The sequence below is a fragment of the Providencia sp. AGC89 genome, assembly GCF_053543535.1.
The window spans coordinates 1-18,052 of sequence record NZ_JBIXLP010000001.1 but is presented as its reverse complement, the minus strand read 5'-3'; the positions used below and the strand labels follow the sequence as shown (position 1 = coordinate 18,052).

Here is an 18,052-nt window from a genome sequence, read left to right as displayed (position 1 = left end):
ACCGTTTTAATAAGTTTTTCATTAAATTCGAAGTTCTCTTGATATAGAACGTAGAAAATAATGGCTTTAAATTTAATATGACTCACTACACACAGTGAATATCTCACCAATAGCAATAATTAATGAAATAAAGCTCATTAATTGTATGAAATAAAAAATAAAACCAGTCTATAGAGGGATGTATGATTAAAAATATCATTGCAGCAATGTGCCTTATGGGGCTAAGCCTGCAAGTCCAAGCCGCAGAACCTATTCACTCGCAAACCTTACGTTTAGCAATCGGTGCTGAACCCACAGAAGGTTTTGACCCAATGTTGGGGTGGAGTCACGGTAGCTACCTCTTACTGCATAGCCCGTTATTAAAACAAAAAGCAGACCTTTCATGGCATAGCTATATGCTTGAAAGCTATCAACATAATGCTGATGGTAAACAATGGACGCTAAAACTAAAAAAAGATTTAAAATTTTCTGATGGCTCACCGTTAACAGCTAAAGATGTGGTATTTACCTATAATAATGCGGCGGCAAGTGGGGGTAAGGTGGATATGGGGAATTTTGCTCAAGCAGAAGAAATTGACCCATTAACCGTCAAAATTACCTTATCTTCTCCCCAAAGCACTTTTGTTAACGTCCTCGGTTCATTAGGGATTGTTTGTGCCGATAAATATGATGCGAAAACCTATGCTCATAACCCAATTGGGGCAGGTCCTTATCGCTTGGTTGCGTTCCAACCGGGTCAGCAGTTGATTGTTGAACGAAACCCATACTATGCGGGGCCAAAAAATGATTTTGGCAAAATGGTATTTGTGTTCCTTGATGAAGATGCTGCGTTTGCTGCTGCACAAAGTAATCAATTAGACATTGTCCGTATTCCTGCTGCGGTTGCTACGAATGCGAATAACGTAAAAAACATGAAACTGATTGAGCGCTATAGTGTGGAAAATAGGGGGATTTCCTTCCCAATTCCACCAGGAGGTGAAAAAGATGCCCAAGGTAACCCTATAGGTAACGATATTACGTCAGATATCGCAATTCGTAGGGCTATAAACTATGCCCTTGATCGTAAATTATTAGCAGAGTCTGTACTTGAAGGGTTTGCTGTGCCGGCTTATACCGGTGTTGCGGGTTTACCTTGGAATAACCCAGACTCAGCATTTAAAGACGGTGATTTAGCAAAGGCTAAGTCGATTCTAGAAGCCGCAGGTTGGTCACTAAATAAAGATGGCTTAAGAGAAAAAGACGGTAAGGTTGCTAAATTGACTTTATGGTATGCCAGTGGCGATACCACACGCCGTGATTTAGCGCAGGCTATTCGTTCAAGTTTGAAACCACTCGGTATTGAAATGGATTTAAAATCAGGTAGCTGGGAAACTGTTGAACGTTATATGCACGCTAACCCGACTTTATTTGGGTGGGGGAGTTTAGACCCTATGGAATTGGTGCATAATTACAGCAGTAAAGCGGCGGGTGTTGGGTTTTATAACCCAGGTTATTATAAAAACAGCGCAGTTGATGAGCTGATTGAAGACGCGCTTCGTCAACCTGACCAAACAGCCGCTATCCCTCTTTGGCAAAAAGTTGACTGGAATGGCACGACAGGAGTGGGGGTTAAAGGGGACGCAGCTTGGGCTTGGTTAATGAATCTACAACATATTTACTTGCTGAATAATTGTGTGGATTTAGGCGCGAGTGCACCCGAAATTCACGGTTCTTGGTCAGTATTAAATAACGTTGATGAATGGGCATGGACTTGCCAGTAATGCGAACCACACTTGGGCTTTTATTGCGGTTTATTTGTTTGTTAACCGTCACTGCAGCGGGGATTTTTATCCTACTGAGTTACTCGCCTATTGACCCAATAAAAGCCTATATTGGCAATGATTTGATGCATGTCCCCCCTGAACAATATGCGTTAATTGCAGCTCGTTGGGGGCTAGATCAACCATTATGGCTGCAATTTTGGCGCTGGTTTTCGCAAATGTTACAAGGGGATATGGGGTATTCCATGCTTTATAATACCCCTGTTGTCCAAGTGATATCAGACCGCCTTGTGCCTTCCCTTGCCCTTCTAATTTGTGCTTGGCTTTTTTCTGGGGTTGTGGGTTTTGCTTTAGGGGTTATTGCAGGGCGTTATTTAAACCGTTGGCCTGATAAGCTGATTTCAACCTTATGTTACTTGCTTGCGTCACTACCTGTTTTTTGGGTTGGTCTTTTATTACTTTCTTTATTTGCGGTTTCACTACAATGGGCGCCAATTTGTTGTGCATGGCCGATAGGGTTGGATGAACAAACTGCCACTTTTACACAGAAGCTTCATCACCTAGTTTTACCTGTTATTGCTTTGGGTATGCTAGGCATTGGTAACATAGCTCTACATACGCGTGCGAAAGTTGTTGAAGTATTGAATAGTGAGTTTATTCATTATGCACAGGCACAGGGTGATAAAGGTTGGTCAATGATCTGCTTTCATGTGTTAAAACATGCGATTACCCCAGCAATTTGTTTACAGTTCGCTTCCGTAGGGGAGTTACTTAGCGGAGCACTATTAGCAGAAAAAGTCTTTGCTTATCCAGGGCTTGGTCAGGCAACCATCGACGCTGGGTTACGGGGGGATATCCCCTTGCTGATGGGGATAGTTATGTTATGTGCAGCACTGATTTTCTTTAGTAACACGATTGCTGATGTACTGCTAAAAAAGGTGAATAAGGGAGTGATGAGAACCTCATGACATATAACCCAAATCGTGCTTTGTTTAAGTTGGTCATTTCTTTGCTTTTATTGTCTATTTTGGCTATTTACGCTTTTGGGTTTTCCATCAATGATGTTGAAATGAGCTTACTCGATAGGCGGCAAGCACCTTCTTGGCAACATGTCTTTGGAACGGATAATTTAGGGCGTGATTTATTCGAGAGAACTTTTCAAGGTGTTGCTACAAGCTTGCAAATTGGTTTGATTGCCGCTTTTTCAAGTGGGTTAATTGCTGTGGTGATGGCAGGTTTATCCTCTTTAAATAAAACAATGGATTACGCTGTCCGAGGCATAATTGATGCCTTACTTGCTTTGCCTCATTTACTCCTATTGGTATTAATTTGTTTTACATTAGGTGGCGGTAAAATGGGGGTGATTTGGGCGGTGGCTCTGACACATTGGCCAAAACTGACGCTAATTTTACGTGCTGAATTGCAGCGTGTAAGCCAATCAGACTACATTATGCTCTCTCAACGTATTGGTAACAGCGCTATTTACCGCTGGCGTTATCACTATTTACCTATGATTTTACCTCAGTGGATAGTTGGGACTCTACTGATGTTTCTTCATGCGGTGTTGCACAGTGCGGCATTGAGCTTTTTAGGGTTTGGTTTATCCCCCCACGAGCCTTCTCTTGGCATTTTACTTTCTGATGCACTGCGTTATTTGAGCACTGGAGCATGGTGGTTGGTGGTATTCCCTGGTGTTGCTTTAATGGGGTTGGTACTGTTATTTGACCAGTTCGCTAAAGCCGTGCAGCAGTTATGGTTAAAGGGGGTTGCATGTTGAGTTTAGACAATTTAACGATTGATGTGGCTCAATTCCGTTGGTTAGGGCGTAAGCGCTGGTCACCTTTATTAAAAGGCATTTCATTAGATATTCAACCGGGTGAAATGGTAGCACTGGTTGGTGGGAGTGGGGAAGGGAAAAGCCTGTTATTGCAAAGTGTTTTAGGGTTACTCCCTGAAAATATGCGTTGTCGTGGCGATATTAATCTTAATGGCAAACGGCTAACAGAAAAAAATAAGCCACAACATCGTGGGAGTTCCTTATGTTATATACCTCAGGGGGTGAGTGCCCTTAACCCGTTGATCAGAATTGGCCCTCAGTTAGAGCGTGCAGCTATACTCAGTGGGCAGCATATTAAAATGCATGATGTGGCTCGCCATTTACAGAAATATAACTTACAAAGCTCGTTAGTCGGCCATTATCCAAGCCAATTATCAGGCGGAATGGCAAAGCGAGTGTTAGCGAGCAGCGCCACGCTATCTTGTGCGGAATATATTTTAGCTGATGAAATTTCATCGTGGCTGGATGATGAACATGCTGTTCAACTTCTTGAAAATATACAAACGCTTTGTCACGATGGGCGAGGTGTTTTATGGGTCACTCATGATCTCTCCATGGCAGTACGTTTTGCAGACCGCATTGCACTATTGCGCAATGGGGAGATGGAAGAAGTATTGAGTAGCCAAAAATTAAAGCAAGGTGGTGGTGGCAAGTGGTTGCAATCACTATGGAATGCACTACCTGAACACCAATTTATGGCAATGAAATGAGTGTAATTGAAAGCGTTTTAGATGTTAAAAACTTATGTATTGAGCAAGGTAACCAAGTATTATGGGATAACTTTAGCTTTTCACTTGGTCATCATGAACGCCTTGGGATTTCAGCGCCAAGTGGTTTTGGAAAAACGACATTAGGGCGGGTATTAGCGAAGTGGCAAAAGCCAACCCAAGGGCATATTCTATTTGAAGGCAAGCCATTAAATAACCAGGGGTATTGCCCAATCCAGCTAGTTCCTCAACACCCTGAAAAAAGTTTTAATCCTTACCGTACTGTCGGTGCCAGTTTATATGATGCATGGCGACCAGAAGCTGATTGGTTAGCACAATTTTCAATAAAGCCCGAATGGCTAGACAGGCGGCCAAACGAGCTTTCTGGTGGGGAGCTTGCTCGGATTGCACTATTACGTGCTTTAGACCCTCGAACTAAAATTTTAATCGCAGATGAAATAACGGCTCAATTAGATGCCAATTTACAAAAACAGATTTGGCAGCGTTTAATCACATTATCGCAAGAGCGCCCATTAGCTATGATTATTTTTAGCCATAACAGAGCACTATTAGAGAAAGTTTGCTGCCGTGTTATCACATTAGGTCAATTATCAAAATGATGGGTTAATTTAATTGGCCCCAGTGATTTGGCTAAGCTTATCAATTTCTGCTAATAAATCATCTACATTAGGGCGATAACCGATCCCATAATCAACCCCCTCGGTATATGTCGACTTTTTGATAATTTCTCGCATTCCCCACGCAGATAAAACGATTTCATTTTGTTTGGCGTAGTCTTGGATTAATGCAAGGGCGCCAGAACACAAAGGTGTTGCACTTGAGGTCCCTGAGTAATCTTTTGAATAATTACGATTATTACCGGGTAATTTCTGCAATGAGCTATACCCCGTGGTGGTGACACTCCAGTCTCCCCATGAATTTATCAATGAGGTTTTTTGGTTGTAGTTTGAGAAATAAGCGCGTGTCCCCGAAAGATGATTACAAGCGCCCACTAACATGCTGCCGCTATCCCCATAGTCAGCCATCACGCCCGGTAAATTTAAGTCTAAACCACCGTTACCAGCAGCAAGGATTACAACTGCTCCTTTATCAACCATGATTTTAATGCGTTCCCACCAACTTCGAATGGCTGTTGCCGGAAGCAATTTCTCATTAATTTTAAATTGTATATCTAGGCTAACAATGTCTCCGGGGGCGACGTGTTTAGTTAATATATCGAGGTCTCCAGTATCGTAAAAGTAGTATTGGCAATCATAGGCGATCCCCGTCACACCGAATGCATTATTGGTGGCGACAATACAACCTGTTGATGCAGTTCCATGGTTGCAGTCTTCAGTTTCAGGGCGGCTATAGACTACTGTTATTTTTGAATCTTTTAGATCTTCATGGTTTTTATATACGCCAAAATCTAAATGTCGAACTACCGCTTTTGAACCATTGACATGTTTATTCCATGCGTTGCGAATATTCATGCCTTTTGGGGCATCTAAATAAGTTTGTAAGTGATTAAAATTTGGTGTTATGTCATCAACATTATCTACCTGCTCGGTATTTTCTGGGGGATTCTGATTAAATGGTAACTGCGGAGGTGTATATAACGCCGTATTTGGGGTAACACAACAATATTCAACATATTCAAAAGTTTCAATTAGATTAGCAAGTTGTAATAGGCTCTCAAAATCAGTTTCTTTGTCATAAGTTACATAATCATATTGGCTGATGGGCTGGCTATTAGTTGAATTAACTGGGGCAATATTAATAGGTATTAAGTCTATTAACAATTTAGTTTCAAGTAAAGTATACTTGCCTTTTAGTACTTTGATATCTAACTTATAATTATTTACCCCCGCTACTTTTTGATTAATTGTTTTTGTTTTTACTGGGCTGTTATATTCCTTAACCTGAGTTTGAATACTGTTTATATTGAAAGTGATCGCTTTTGAATTAAGTTTTTGCTTACTTTCACTTAGCGTTTCATATGTAACCTCAGCATGGTAATCTCCTGATTTATCTATATTAAATAGGTGGTGATTTTCTTTGGTAATTATAGAGTCTATTTTATTTTTATTTAAAAATAAACCAACCTCAACATTAGTTTCTTCTGTATTATTAAAATTAACTAAAATCCCACTTAAATTAAAGTCTATATATTTATAAATTTTTATACTCATCGTATCTCTTTATATTAATAGTTATTGGTTGTTCATTGAATTGGTATTCTATTTAAGGTTTGTTTTTTACTTGTTGCAATATTAATTATTTACTAGTTATTAATGAAAAAAATTCACAATATTAATTATGCTTTATTTATTTTTATTTTTGACAAATGTCATAGGGATATCTTCCTCCTTCAATTATTTTACCCTCACAAATGAAAATGATAACCATTACTATTTATGGGGTAAATATATGCCTTATCCATTAAAACAGCATAAATTAACGTACTATATTGCTTTAACCTTCAGTATCAGCACGTTAGCGACTACTAAAGTGGTGGCTGCTCAGCAACCGACAAAACCAGAGGTAATAATTGTCAATTCTTCTACGCAGCACAGCCGCTTAACCCCAAGCGAACAGCAAGAGAAAGAGAAACTTGAAAAAGTTGCTGGGGGAACAAACCTCGTGATGATAGAGAAAGACTCCCGCCTTGCCACATTACAGGATGCGCTTGATTACCAGCCAGGGTTAATTATTCAAAATTTTTTCGGTGGGATTGATCAGCCAAGACTAAATATCCGGGGGTCTGGGGTACAGAGTGCTCCTCTTGCTCGCGGTGTTTTATTATTACAAGACGGCTTACCAGCAACTGATGCAGATGGTAGTTTCCATATTAGTACACTAGAAATGCGGGATGCACGCATGGTCAGTGTACGTCGAGGAGCAAATAGCCTTAACCCTCAAAGTAATAGCCTTGGGGGGGAACTAGATGTTCTGTCTTATACCGGAAGAAATGAACAAGGTCGTTTACGCTATGAGTACGGCTCTCATGGGCGTGAAGCGCTACAAACGGCTTTTGGTGGTGTATCTGATAATGGGTTATTTGATGGGCGTGTTAATTTTACCTATGACCATTTTGATGGTTATCGTAAACATTCCTCCTCTCAACGAAAAACATTACGTAGTAATTTTGGCTATATTACTGATAATTTTGAGAATAGAACGTGGTTAAATTGGACGGACTTACGTTTTGATGTTGCTGGGCCTGTTTCTGAAGAAGTACTAAACGATAACCCTACCGAGGTCTACCCGATGGTATGGCTACGTGATCCGCATCGTAATGTTGAACAATTTCGGGTTGCTAACCGTTCCGATTGGCAGGTAGGTAACCAAGCCATAGGGGCAGGGCTATGGCATATTCGTACTCATGATAACTTCACTACGCCTGCATATTACCGTTTTAGCCGTAGTCACAGTGAAGGTTTACAGCTAACGTATAATATTGAAACTGAGCCTGTTACCTATCGCACGGCATTAGCGTGGGATCAAATGACGCTGCAAACAGAACTGATGCAAAATCGAAAAGGTACGCCAGCGGATAAGAAAAAAATAGGTAAATATGACGGACGTGCGCAAAATATCTATGGCAGTGTTGGTGTCGATATCCATATTACACCAGCCGTGACAGTGAATTTAGATATGAAAGGGACACATGCACGTCGTGATGTTGAAAAGCGGCAAAGCCATCTTTCACTTGATCAAAACTGGACATTTTGGACACCAAAGGCCGGTATTGTTTGGCGTCCAACGGAAAGTCAGCGCTATTTTGCGAATATTAGTGCTAGCGAAGAGCCTGCGACGTTCTGGGAGATTATCAACTCGGGTAATGGAAAGCTAACCAAACTTTCGCCACAAAAAGCGGTTACTTATGAGATTGGTGGTGAGGGCGATATAACAGAAGCCTTGAAGTGGAACCTTGCGCTATATCGTAGCCAAATTAAGGATGAATATATAACAACCTATGACAGTGCAGGGACGGTTGTGGGGGTATTCAACTATGCAGCTAAAACACGTCATCAAGGTTTAGAAGCCGGCTTGGCTGGGCGCATTGGAGCAGGCCCTGGCGATTTTAATTACCGAGTTTCTTGGACTTACAATGATTTTCGTTTTATGGGGGGAGAATATAATGGCAATTATATCGCAGGTATTCCCCGTAATATCATTGCTGCCGAGGTTTTGTATGAGATAGGCGATTGGAGCGTAGGCCCGAATATCCATTGGGCGCCTACGGATATGGCAGTTGATCATCAAAACAATCTTGATATTCAAAAACGCAAGCACTATGCGATATTGGGGCTCAAAGGGAGCTATAAACCAACCGAACAATGGTCCCTTTACTTATCAATGGATAATTTGACGGATGAACGCTATGCAACAACATCAGTTGCTAACCAAACGGTAACAGCGAGAGACAGCACATTATTCCCCGGAATGGGCTTTAATGTGAATGGTGGAGTGACCTTTAATTTCTGATAATTAATAAACGCATTAGCGCAAGTTAATGCGTTTTCCTTAAAATGGGCGCTGCGCAGAAATAGATAACTGTGTCAGGTAATTTTCGTTATAAATGTGCACCGTATCTTTTTCGATACCAATAAACCCTTTTTGACGCCAGCCAGAGACTAAACGGCTCAGTGTTTCATAACGTATTCCTAATTTTGCTGCTAATTGCCCTCGAGATAATGGCAGAACAATATTTAGGCTTAATTGTTTGTGTTTTAAATCAATAAGATAAGCGGCAAGCCTTTGCTCTGCTGAGCTGGAAGTCAGCCAATCAATATGATTGATATTTTCATAAAGCTTACTGCTAAAACGCATGAGTAACTTTTCCATGATGTGTGGGCATGCATGGCAAAGGCGCAGAATATCACGTTTATCTAGTAATAAAGCTTCCCCATCAGTTTTGGCTCGTAAGCTCATAGGGTAACGGTTGTGAGGCATAAACACGGCAGCAATTGCGACGATTTCCCCGACATCAAACAAACCAAAAACTTTCTCTTCGCCTAAATAGGTGTGCCGATATACCTCTATTTGGCCACTGATCATCAAAGGGCAATGTTTGAATGGTTCCCCTTCGTGGTTAATTATTTCACTACTTTTAAACCGTATATAGCCACAATTTTCCAGCAATAAAGATAATTTTTCATCTTCAACTGATTGAAATAAAGAACATATTTTTAGCGAGTCTAAAGATTGTGTATGGGGGAAAATATTTTTGACAAATGTCATAGGTCTTCCTCTTTTGCCGCCTTAGAATAGTCAGAGTATAAATGATAATCATACACATTATCAATTAAGATATTGGCGGGGAATTGAATAACCTTATGATAAATAATGCTTTTAGAATAGTGACAGTCTTCGTAACTTTTTTGGGGATGCTAAGCCCAGCCACTTCCCAATCAATTGATTTTACCGATATGTCAGGTGATAAAGTTCATTTATCTGCCCCTGCAAAACGTATTGTGGTGATCCCGATCCCTGCCGCTTCGATGCTAGTGGGGATGGACGAAAGTAGTGAGAAGCTGGTGGGGATGCACCCGTTTGCGAAGGTCGCCGCACGAGAGGGCATGCTGGGTCAAATGTTTTCACCGGTCTTACAGGTGAACTCTAATGTGGTGGGGAATAATTTTACACCAAATATTGAGGCATTGTTGAATGTTGAACCAGATTTAGTATGGCAATGGGGGCATCGAGGGGATGACATTATTTCACCAATGCGAAATGCAGGGTTGACGGTTGCTACACTTGATTATGGGCAAGAAAGTTATACCCAAGAATGGGTCCGCCTAATGGGGCAAACGTTAGGCCATAATGAAAAAGCGCAAAAGATGATCGAGTGGCGCCAACACGTCATCGCATTGCTTTCCTCAACCACCGCCAAAATTCCAGAATCCGAACAGCCTCGCGTTTTATATCTATCTCATTTTAAGCAGAGTATTCAAACCTTTGGCTCAACTTCACATAATAATGCAGATTTTGCTTTAGCAGGTGGTGTGAGTTTAAACCGCGACCTCACTGGGCCAAGAACCTTAAATATAGAGCAAATCTTAGTTTGGAACCCAGATATCATTTTATTGGGCAATTTTGAAGAGGGTTTATCCCCTGAGGATGTGTATCAAAATCCGATGCTAAGCGAAGTGACTGCGGTGAAAAACCAACGAGTCTATAAATTACCGATTGGTGGGTTCATTTGGGATGCGCCTAACCAAGAAACGCCTTTGTATTGGCAGTGGCTAGCAATGATCTTCCATCCAGAAACCGTAAAAGTACCAATACGAGAGGAAATTCGTCAACGTTATCAGCAACTTTACGGTTATAACGTTTCAGAGCAACAAATCGATGGTATTTTGCAAATGGGAATGAACAAAAAAAGCCTGCACTACCTTTCTTTGATGGGGAAACCTGATGCGTAATTCGCAAATTCTGTGGGGTGGCTTAGTTATTTGTTTATTACTCACTTTTTTATTGGCGCTGAGTTGTGGGCGTTATCCTGTTTCGTTTTCTGCTGTTTTTCATATTTTCTATGACACCATTTTAGGCAATGACACTGGTTTAGCATACAGTCGCACGGAACAGAATGTGGTATTAAATGTCCGTTTACCTCGGGTTTTGATTGCGGGGGTCGCAGGAGCAGGTCTTGCTGTGGCAGGGGCTGCGCTACAAGGTATTTTCCGCAACCCATTAGTTGGCCCGCAAATTATCGGGGTGTCATCGGGTGCGGCGTTAGGTGGTGCCTTAGCTATCTTGCTGTTTTCTTCATTATTTATAACTATTTCCTTTGCTTTTGTGGGGGGGTTATTGGCGATTGTATTGGTTTTCTTGTTAGGGTTGAATCGCCAAGGTAGCCAGTTATTAATGTTGATTTTAGCTGGTGTGATTATTAACGCTTTTTTTGCTGCTTTGATCTCATTAATTACGTATTTTGCCGACCCAAATAATACCTTACAAACAATTGTTTTTTGGCTAATGGGCAGCTTTGCTAGCGCGTCCTATTTAAAACTATCCATCATCTTTCCAGTAGTTCTAGTTGCTGTTCTGGTCATTTTTGCTCTTCGTTTTCGCATCAATGTGTTGTCTCTTGGTGAGGAAAATGCACAGGCTTTGGGGATGAAAATTAACCGTACACGCTGGGCGGTTTTACTTTGTGTAGCCTTGATCACCAGTGCAACCGTTGCGGTATCTGGAACGATTGGTTGGGTAGGCCTAATTGTTCCACATATTGCTCGGATTGTGGTAGGGCATGATCATCGTATCTTACTTCCGGCGAGTGCAGTGATTGGTGGGGGATATATGGTTGGTGTTGATACCTTCGCTCGAAGTATTACCAATGCGGAGATCCCGCTCAGTGTGATCACTGCATTAATTGGAGCCCCTATTTTTGCCTTACTTATTCACACGCTAAATAAAAGGGTGGCTGACTTATGATCGATGTTGAACAGCTCAATTTCACGATAGGTCAACGCCAACTATTTACTGATTTAAGCTTTAAACAGCCAAAAGGCAGTATTGGTGCAATTTTGGGGCCAAATGGCCGCGGGAAAACCACGTTATTGAGGTTATTACTCAGTTTACAACAAGGTGCGACAGGGAAAGTACGGATAAATGCTCCTGTTGCTTATGTGCCACAACTTAGTAGTTCATTATTTCATTATTCAGTGCGGACTATGGTGAGTCTTGGGCGCATTCGCCACTTACCTTGGTATTCCTCGCCCAGCAAAAAAGACCATCAGATAGTTGAGCAATGTTTAACCTATTTAGAATTGAATCACTTTGCTGATCAACCGTTTAACCGCCTTAGTGGGGGCGAGAAACAAATGGTGATGATTGCTAGAGCGTTAGCTAGTGAGCCAGAAATTCTCATTCTTGATGAGCCTACATCGGCTTTAGACCTAGCAAATCAAGACAATGTGCTTAGCGTATTGCGTGATTTAGCCGCGCACCGAGGAATGACCATCTTATTTACCAGCCATTACCCTCAGCATGCCCTGCATATTGCCGACCATTCCTTACTACTGTTTAACAGTGGCAGTTTTTTATTTGGCGGTTCTCAAACCATTCTAACGGAAGAAAACCTCGCAAAGCTTTACCAATTACCGGTGGCTATAACGGCTATTAATGACCAAGGTCGACAGACACATGGGGTCATTCCGTTATTTAGGTGATTATTTTCGAAGATAAATAAAATTATTAAATTGAGGAATATAAAACAATGAGTGATAACACAATAACTCCATCAGAAGCGCTTACCATCAGCACATTAATTAATTATACAGAACAGGGGATTGCCAGTCGTGTTCTGGCTAAAAATACTGGGGGCAATATGACCTTGTTTGCTTTTGATAAAGGCCAAGCACTTTCAGAACATAGCGCTCCCTTTGATGCTATCGTCATGGTTGTGGAAGGAAGTTTATTATTAACCATAGAAGGGAAGCCTGTCACCGCAAAGCCGGGGGAAATTGTCAGAATGCCAGCAAATATTCCCCATGCAGTTGATGCACCTGAGCCTGCAAAAATGTTGCTGGTAATGCTACGCGAACCTAATACTGATTGTACACATTAACTTAGAGGCGATTATGGATAAATCATTTACAGCTCATGAGGCTGGACATAAATTTTTAGCTCGCCTAGGGAAAAAACGCTTGCGGCCCGGCGGGAAAATAGCAACTGAATGGCTACTTAGTCAGTCTGGCTTACATGCAAAAAGCCACGTCCTTGAAATTGCCTGTAATATGGGGACAACTGCTATTGAAATTGCTTCACAATTTCGTTGCCACATCACTGGTATTGATATGGACAAACAAGCTTTGGTACAAGCTAAAAAAAATGTTGCGGATCATGGTTTAACTGATTTGATTACCATTCAAATGGCAGATGCCTCAAAATTACCATTTGCAGATAACAGCTTCGATGTGGTGATTAATGAGGCAATGCTAACGATGTATGGTGATAAAGCAAAAACAAAGCTATTACAAGAATACTATCGTGTATTAAAGCCGGGGGGCCGTTTATTAACCCATGATATTGCTTTGAAAGATGAACAGGATGTCCAGCAAGTAGCAGCTCAACTGCAGCAAGTTATTCATGTTAAAGCGCAACCTTTGCCACAAACTCAGTGGGTTAACTTATTCAAACAAACAGGCTTTCAAAATGTGATGTCGATAACGGGGCCAATGACATTATTGTCTCCGAAGGGGCTAATCTATGATGAAGGGCTATTAGGGGCGATGAAAATTATTAGAAATGCGTTAAAAAAAGAAAACCGCCCACAATTTTTGCAGATGTTCCGCCATTTTCGTCGAAACCGTGGAAAGTTAAACTACGTTGCCGTGGTTAGCATGAAATAATTAAAAGGAGCCGTTAAGCGCAAGGATGCGTGATTAACCCCTTCCGTCATCATTCTCTCTCTTATTAAGTATTGGTAATGATAATAATACTTATATACATCTTTATTATTAGTTATAATTGATGATAGTTTTTATACAAAATAATAAGCAATGATTTAATCATGCTTTGTGAATTGTTTGTAAATTGATCACGCTGACTTTTATGACCACATTTAAAGGCCTAATTTAATGAAAATAAAACACCTTTTCATTCTTTCACCATGTTTACTCCCTTTCGTTTCCCCCTCAGTATTCGCCGCCGATAAAAAAGAAGAACAAATTACGGTATCTGCAACTCGTGGTTATAAGGCTGTTTCTGAAATGGCACAAACCACTTGGGTGATTGATAATGCTGAAATTGAGCAACAAGCGGAGGGCGGGAAGGAGTTAAAAGATATTTTAGCTCAGTTAATCCCTGGGATGAGTGTTAGTGGCCAAGGTCGTACGAATTATGGTATGAACATGCGTGGTCGTTCGATGATTGTCATGGTAGATGGCGTGCGTTTAAACTCTTCTCGTAGTGATAGCCGCCAACTAGACTCTATCGACCCTTTTAATATCAATCATATTGAAGTGATCTCTGGCGCTACTGCGATGTACGGCGGTGGTAGCAGCGGTGGTTTGATTAATATTGTCACGAAAAAAGGCCAAGAAGAAAAACAAGTTTCTCTTCAGTTAGGTGGAAAAACAGGCTTTAACAATGGCAAAGATCATGATGAAAATGTTGCAGCGGCTGTCAGCGGTGGTAATGAAAACGCTCATGGACGTGTTGCTGTAGCTTATCAACGTTATGGTGGTTGGTATGATGGAAAAGGGAATGCGATCAATATCGATAATACGCAAACAGGTCTGCAATTTTCTGACCGTCTAGATATCATGGCATCAGGTACGATTAATGTGGATGAAAAACAGCAGATTCAAGCTGTATATCAACATTATAAAAGTGAGTCGGATGGTAAACATGGCCTATATTTAGGGAAAGATTTTTCTGCGGTAAAAGGGCAAAGTGATGCCTACAATAGCGGTAAATTAAATTCTGACCGTTTACCGGGTACTGAGCGTAACTTACTTAATTTGCAATATTCAAATGCGGATGTATTCGGGCAAGATTTTGTAGCGCAAGTTTATTATCGTGATGAATCACAAAAGTTTTATCCATTCCCAACCCTCAAAGGGAAAGAGGTGACAAGCATTAGTTCATCCGACCAGCAAACCAATTTCTATGGAACTAAGCTGACATTTAATAGCCAACCAATGGATGAGCTAACGTTAACTTATGGTGTGGATGCAGAACATGAGCAATTCCGTGCCAATCAAATGTTCTTTGATTTAGACAAAGCCAAAGAATCGGGGGGAATGGATTTAACCAAAGCTTTCCAAATTGGCCGATATCCGAGTTATACCACCACGAACATGGCGACATTTTTACAAAGCAGCTATGACATTTCGCCAATGTTTACATTAAGCGGTGGCGTGCGTTACCAATATACTGAAAATAAAGTGGATGATTTTATTGGTTATTCACAGCAAGAAGCTATTGCGAATGGTAACGGTAAATCCGCAGATACGGTTCCGGGCGGGAAAACGGATTATAACAACTTACTGTTTAATGCGGGGGTTTTAGTTAACCTAACGGAAGAGCAACAAACATGGTTTAACTTCTCACAAGGTTTTGAAATTCCTGATATTGCTAAATATTATGGTACAGGTACCTATTCATCTACTCCAGATGCAAATGGCCATTGGAATTTAAAGAATAGTGTGAATATTAATGATACCAAAGTTAAAGGTATCAAGGTTAACTCCTTTGAGTTAGGTTGGCGCTATACCGGTGAAAACTTACGCACGCAAATAGCCACCTATTATTCCCTATCTGATAGAAGCTATGGTATCAATAAAGATGATATGACCATCTATATGAAGACCGATAAACGTCGTATTTATGGGGTAGAAGGTGCCGTTGATTACTTCTTTGATGATTCAGACTGGAGTGTAGGAAGCAACTTCAATCTACAAAAATCAGAATCGAAAGTTAATGGTAGTTGGGAAAAATGGAGTGTTGATTTTGCTAGCCCATCTAAGGTTAACGCTTACGTTGGCTGGGAGCCAAATGACTGGGCATTACGTTTACAAAGCCAGCAGACATTTAACTTAACGGATGCAGCAGGCAAAAAATTAGATGGTTATAATACCGTTGATTTATTAGGAAGTTATATGTTGCCAGTCGGTAAGGTCAGCTTTGCTGTAGAGAACTTACTCGACAAAAATTACTCTACAATTTGGGGGCAGCGTGCTCAAGGATTGTATAGCCCTAAATACGGAGCTCCGAGCCTTTATGATTATAAAGGTCGCGGTAGAACCTTTGCGCTTAATTATAGCGTGACATTTTAAATGATTGACATAAAGCCACTTTAGAGTGGCTTTATGCTTATAGAATGATGCAGATTTAAGGTAAAGAGATATCCTATGAAATTATTTCTGGCAGGGTTATTGTGCTTATTTAGCGTTTGGGTACAGGCTAAAACGCCAACGCTGATCACCGATCTACAAGGCCGAGAGGTGATGGTAAATCTTCCGGTTGAAAAATTATTTCTAGTTGATGGTCGCGATATTTTGCCAATTGATATTGCTGGTGGTAAGGAGGGCATTTCACGTATTTCGGGGTGGAGTGATTCATTAACACAATATGCGCCAGACTTAAAACAAGCTTATTTTGCGGCGGTTCCTGAGCTCGAAAATATCCCAACATTGAAAAAAACACGAGAAGCGGGCATCCAAATTGAGAAATTAATAGAACTCGCGCCTGAAGTCGTGATTATGCATAAGGCTAATTATGGGTCGATGCGTGATAGCCAATTCTTACCACAATTAGAAGCCGCGGGTATTAAGGTTATTTTTATTGATTTTCGAATGGATATTGCGAAAAACACCCCGAAAAGTATCTTATTATTAGGGCAATTGTTAGGTACGCAAGAAAGAGCAGAGCAGTTTGCAACGTTGTACCAAGAAAAATTAAAGGCGATAGAGTCTCAGTTGGTTCAGCCGTTTCCTTCCGTGTTAATTGAAGCGAATGCAGGGCTATTTGCAGATAACTGCTGTCAGCTATATGGTCGTTCAGGCTATGGCGTTTTGGCATCGTTAGCGGGGGGAAATAACCTCGTTGCTGATAGCTTTCCAGCTAAAGGGGCAGAAAGTTCCATTGAGAATATTATTACATTAAACCCTGATTTTTATCTCTTAACAGGGGCGGATTGGCATAATTTTAACCGCCGTTCAATTGCAGTCAGCTTAGGATACCGTGCAAATAAATCTGATGCACAAAAGCAATTGGTGGTATTAGTCGATAGGCAAGGCATCTCCTCATTAACATCGGTAAAAGAAAAACGGGTGATGGCGATTTACCACAACTTTTACAATAACCCGATGAATATATTTGCTATTGAAGCAATGGCAAAATTTATGCACCCTGAGATATTTACTAAGTTAAACCCAGAGCAGAACTTAACGGATTTTCAAAAGCAGTTTACTCAATTGCGCTCGGAAGGCGTTTTCTGGGTTACATTATAACTTATCATCACATCTGACTTTTTGTTAGCAAGGATAGCTAACAAAAAGTTTGGTCATTTTTTATCATTATAAAATCAAGTGACATACCTCTAAGCCTTGTTATATCGGGCTCATTCATTGATTTATTTCTTCTTTATAAACGAACCTATTAAAGACCCTGCGGAAATGGAAGCAAAAACAGCATAATGCAATATTATAGCCACTTTTTATAAGTGGCTTTTTTTATAAATATTATCGCCCTCATTTATTCGGTTGGTAAAATCGGCAAAAGTCACAAAACAAGTTTGTGCCTTTTAGCGATTTCTCATCGTTTTACCTGTCAGTTTACATGATGTTAAAAACGCACTCAGAAGCTCGCAAGACCGTTCTAAACTTTCAGCATAGTTTAAGGGTGTTCGTGTCTTAAAATTGTTTTGAGTGGCTTTGATTGGGGGGAGCGGGCGATTTTAACTAACTGACTCACCCGTTTAACATAATGGATCTTGCTTATAAGAAACGAGAAAAAAATTGAATTAAATCCATTCAATAATAGATAATTTACCTTAAGTGTACGATACTATTTTTTATTTCCAATGAACAGGAACTGTACATGAGAGTGTGTACTTTAGCTTTTTTCATTCTTCCACTCTTTATTTTAGGGTGTTCGCCTGACGAGAAACCGAAAGAGAACATCGCCTATGTGGGGGCGAATTTATTGGGGTATAACCATGTGGCAGATACCAATATCAATTGGTTTTCAGTCAATGGCTATCGGGGTCGAACCGGGGGGTTTACGTGCTG

At 40.7% G+C, this 18,052-nt stretch carries 15 protein-coding genes and 1 pseudogene; 14 read left to right on the top strand and 2 right to left on the bottom strand.

The window, feature by feature from the left end:
* The first annotated feature begins 182 nt into the window (after window positions 1-182).
* From ACIPUA_RS00080 to ACIPUA_RS00060, 5 genes are read left to right on the top strand one after another with little or no spacing between them, the layout of a single operon-like run.
* Window positions 183-1,760: an ABC transporter substrate-binding protein gene (locus ACIPUA_RS00080; RefSeq protein ID WP_071548593.1), complete on the top strand. Its 1,578-nt coding sequence runs from the start codon at window positions 183-185 to the stop codon at window positions 1,758-1,760.
* The gene (locus ACIPUA_RS00075) at window positions 1,745-2,728 is read left to right on the top strand and encodes an ABC transporter permease (protein ID WP_410054833.1); all 984 of its coding nucleotides are present in this window, start codon (window positions 1,745-1,747) and stop codon (window positions 2,726-2,728) included. The genes ACIPUA_RS00080 and ACIPUA_RS00075 overlap by 16 nt, the downstream gene beginning before the upstream one ends.
* A complete protein-coding gene (locus ACIPUA_RS00070) occupies window positions 2,725-3,537 on the top strand; it encodes an ABC transporter permease (RefSeq protein ID WP_449059174.1) in 813 nt (270 codons plus the stop codon). Before ACIPUA_RS00075 ends, ACIPUA_RS00070 begins: the two co-directional genes overlap by 4 nt.
* A complete protein-coding gene (locus tag ACIPUA_RS00065; protein ID WP_042846095.1) occupies window positions 3,531-4,307 on the top strand; it encodes an ATP-binding cassette domain-containing protein in 777 nt (258 codons plus the stop codon). Before ACIPUA_RS00070 ends, ACIPUA_RS00065 begins: the two co-directional genes overlap by 7 nt.
* The gene (locus tag ACIPUA_RS00060; protein ID WP_048606227.1) at window positions 4,304-4,924 is read left to right on the top strand and encodes an ATP-binding cassette domain-containing protein; all 621 of its coding nucleotides are present in this window, start codon (window positions 4,304-4,306) and stop codon (window positions 4,922-4,924) included. The genes ACIPUA_RS00065 and ACIPUA_RS00060 overlap by 4 nt, the downstream gene beginning before the upstream one ends.
* Before the next feature lie 9 nt (window positions 4,925-4,933).
* On the opposite strand, the gene ACIPUA_RS00055 is transcribed toward ACIPUA_RS00060, so the two are convergent.
* Window positions 4,934-6,496, bottom strand: coding sequence for a S8 family serine peptidase (locus ACIPUA_RS00055; RefSeq protein WP_449059173.1), 1,563 nt, complete (start codon window positions 6,494-6,496; stop codon window positions 4,934-4,936).
* 238 nt (window positions 6,497-6,734) lie between these two features.
* On the opposite strand from ACIPUA_RS00055, the gene ACIPUA_RS00050 reads away from it, so the two are divergent.
* Window positions 6,735-8,795 (top strand): TonB-dependent receptor family protein, encoded by a 2,061-nt coding sequence (locus ACIPUA_RS00050; RefSeq protein ID WP_181468740.1) that lies wholly within the window; start codon window positions 6,735-6,737, stop codon window positions 8,793-8,795.
* Between the two features lie 39 nt (window positions 8,796-8,834).
* Here the strand turns inward: ACIPUA_RS00050 and ACIPUA_RS00045 are convergent, their stop codons facing one another.
* The gene (locus ACIPUA_RS00045; protein WP_071548590.1) at window positions 8,835-9,551 is read right to left on the bottom strand and encodes a Crp/Fnr family transcriptional regulator; all 717 of its coding nucleotides are present in this window, start codon (window positions 9,549-9,551) and stop codon (window positions 8,835-8,837) included.
* Window positions 9,552-9,646: 95 nt separating this feature from the next.
* Between ACIPUA_RS00045 and ACIPUA_RS00040 the strand changes: the two genes are divergently transcribed.
* The 8 genes and pseudogenes from ACIPUA_RS00040 to ACIPUA_RS00005 form a co-directional block, all read left to right on the top strand.
* A complete protein-coding gene (locus ACIPUA_RS00040; protein ID WP_181468739.1) occupies window positions 9,647-10,735 on the top strand; it encodes an ABC transporter substrate-binding protein in 1,089 nt (362 codons plus the stop codon).
* Complete coding sequence (locus tag ACIPUA_RS00035) at window positions 10,728-11,747, top strand: FecCD family ABC transporter permease (RefSeq protein WP_042846086.1); 1,020 nt, start codon at window positions 10,728-10,730, stop codon at window positions 11,745-11,747. Before ACIPUA_RS00040 ends, ACIPUA_RS00035 begins: the two co-directional genes overlap by 8 nt.
* Window positions 11,744-12,484, top strand: a complete 741-nt coding sequence (locus ACIPUA_RS00030) for an ABC transporter ATP-binding protein (RefSeq protein ID WP_449059172.1) — start codon at window positions 11,744-11,746, stop codon at window positions 12,482-12,484. Before ACIPUA_RS00035 ends, ACIPUA_RS00030 begins: the two co-directional genes overlap by 4 nt.
* 47 nt (window positions 12,485-12,531) lie before the next feature.
* Window positions 12,532-12,882, top strand: a complete 351-nt coding sequence (locus ACIPUA_RS00025) for a cupin domain-containing protein (protein ID WP_042846082.1) — start codon at window positions 12,532-12,534, stop codon at window positions 12,880-12,882.
* A 13-nt stretch (window positions 12,883-12,895) separates the two neighbouring features.
* Complete coding sequence (locus ACIPUA_RS00020; protein ID WP_449059171.1) at window positions 12,896-13,666, top strand: class I SAM-dependent methyltransferase; 771 nt, start codon at window positions 12,896-12,898, stop codon at window positions 13,664-13,666.
* A 228-nt stretch (window positions 13,667-13,894) separates the two neighbouring features.
* On the top strand, window positions 13,895-16,096 hold the full coding sequence (locus ACIPUA_RS00015) for a TonB-dependent siderophore receptor (protein ID WP_449059170.1): 2,202 nt from the start codon (window positions 13,895-13,897) through the stop codon (window positions 16,094-16,096).
* A 75-nt stretch (window positions 16,097-16,171) separates the two neighbouring features.
* Window positions 16,172-17,272 carry an ABC transporter substrate-binding protein gene (locus tag ACIPUA_RS00010; protein ID WP_042846076.1) on the top strand — a complete coding sequence of 367 codons (1,101 nt, stop codon included), beginning with the start codon at window positions 16,172-16,174 and terminating at the stop codon, window positions 17,270-17,272.
* Window positions 17,273-17,861: 589 nt separating this feature from the next.
* Window positions 17,862-18,052: pseudogene (locus ACIPUA_RS00005) on the top strand (DUF3304 domain-containing protein); the annotation flags it as partial.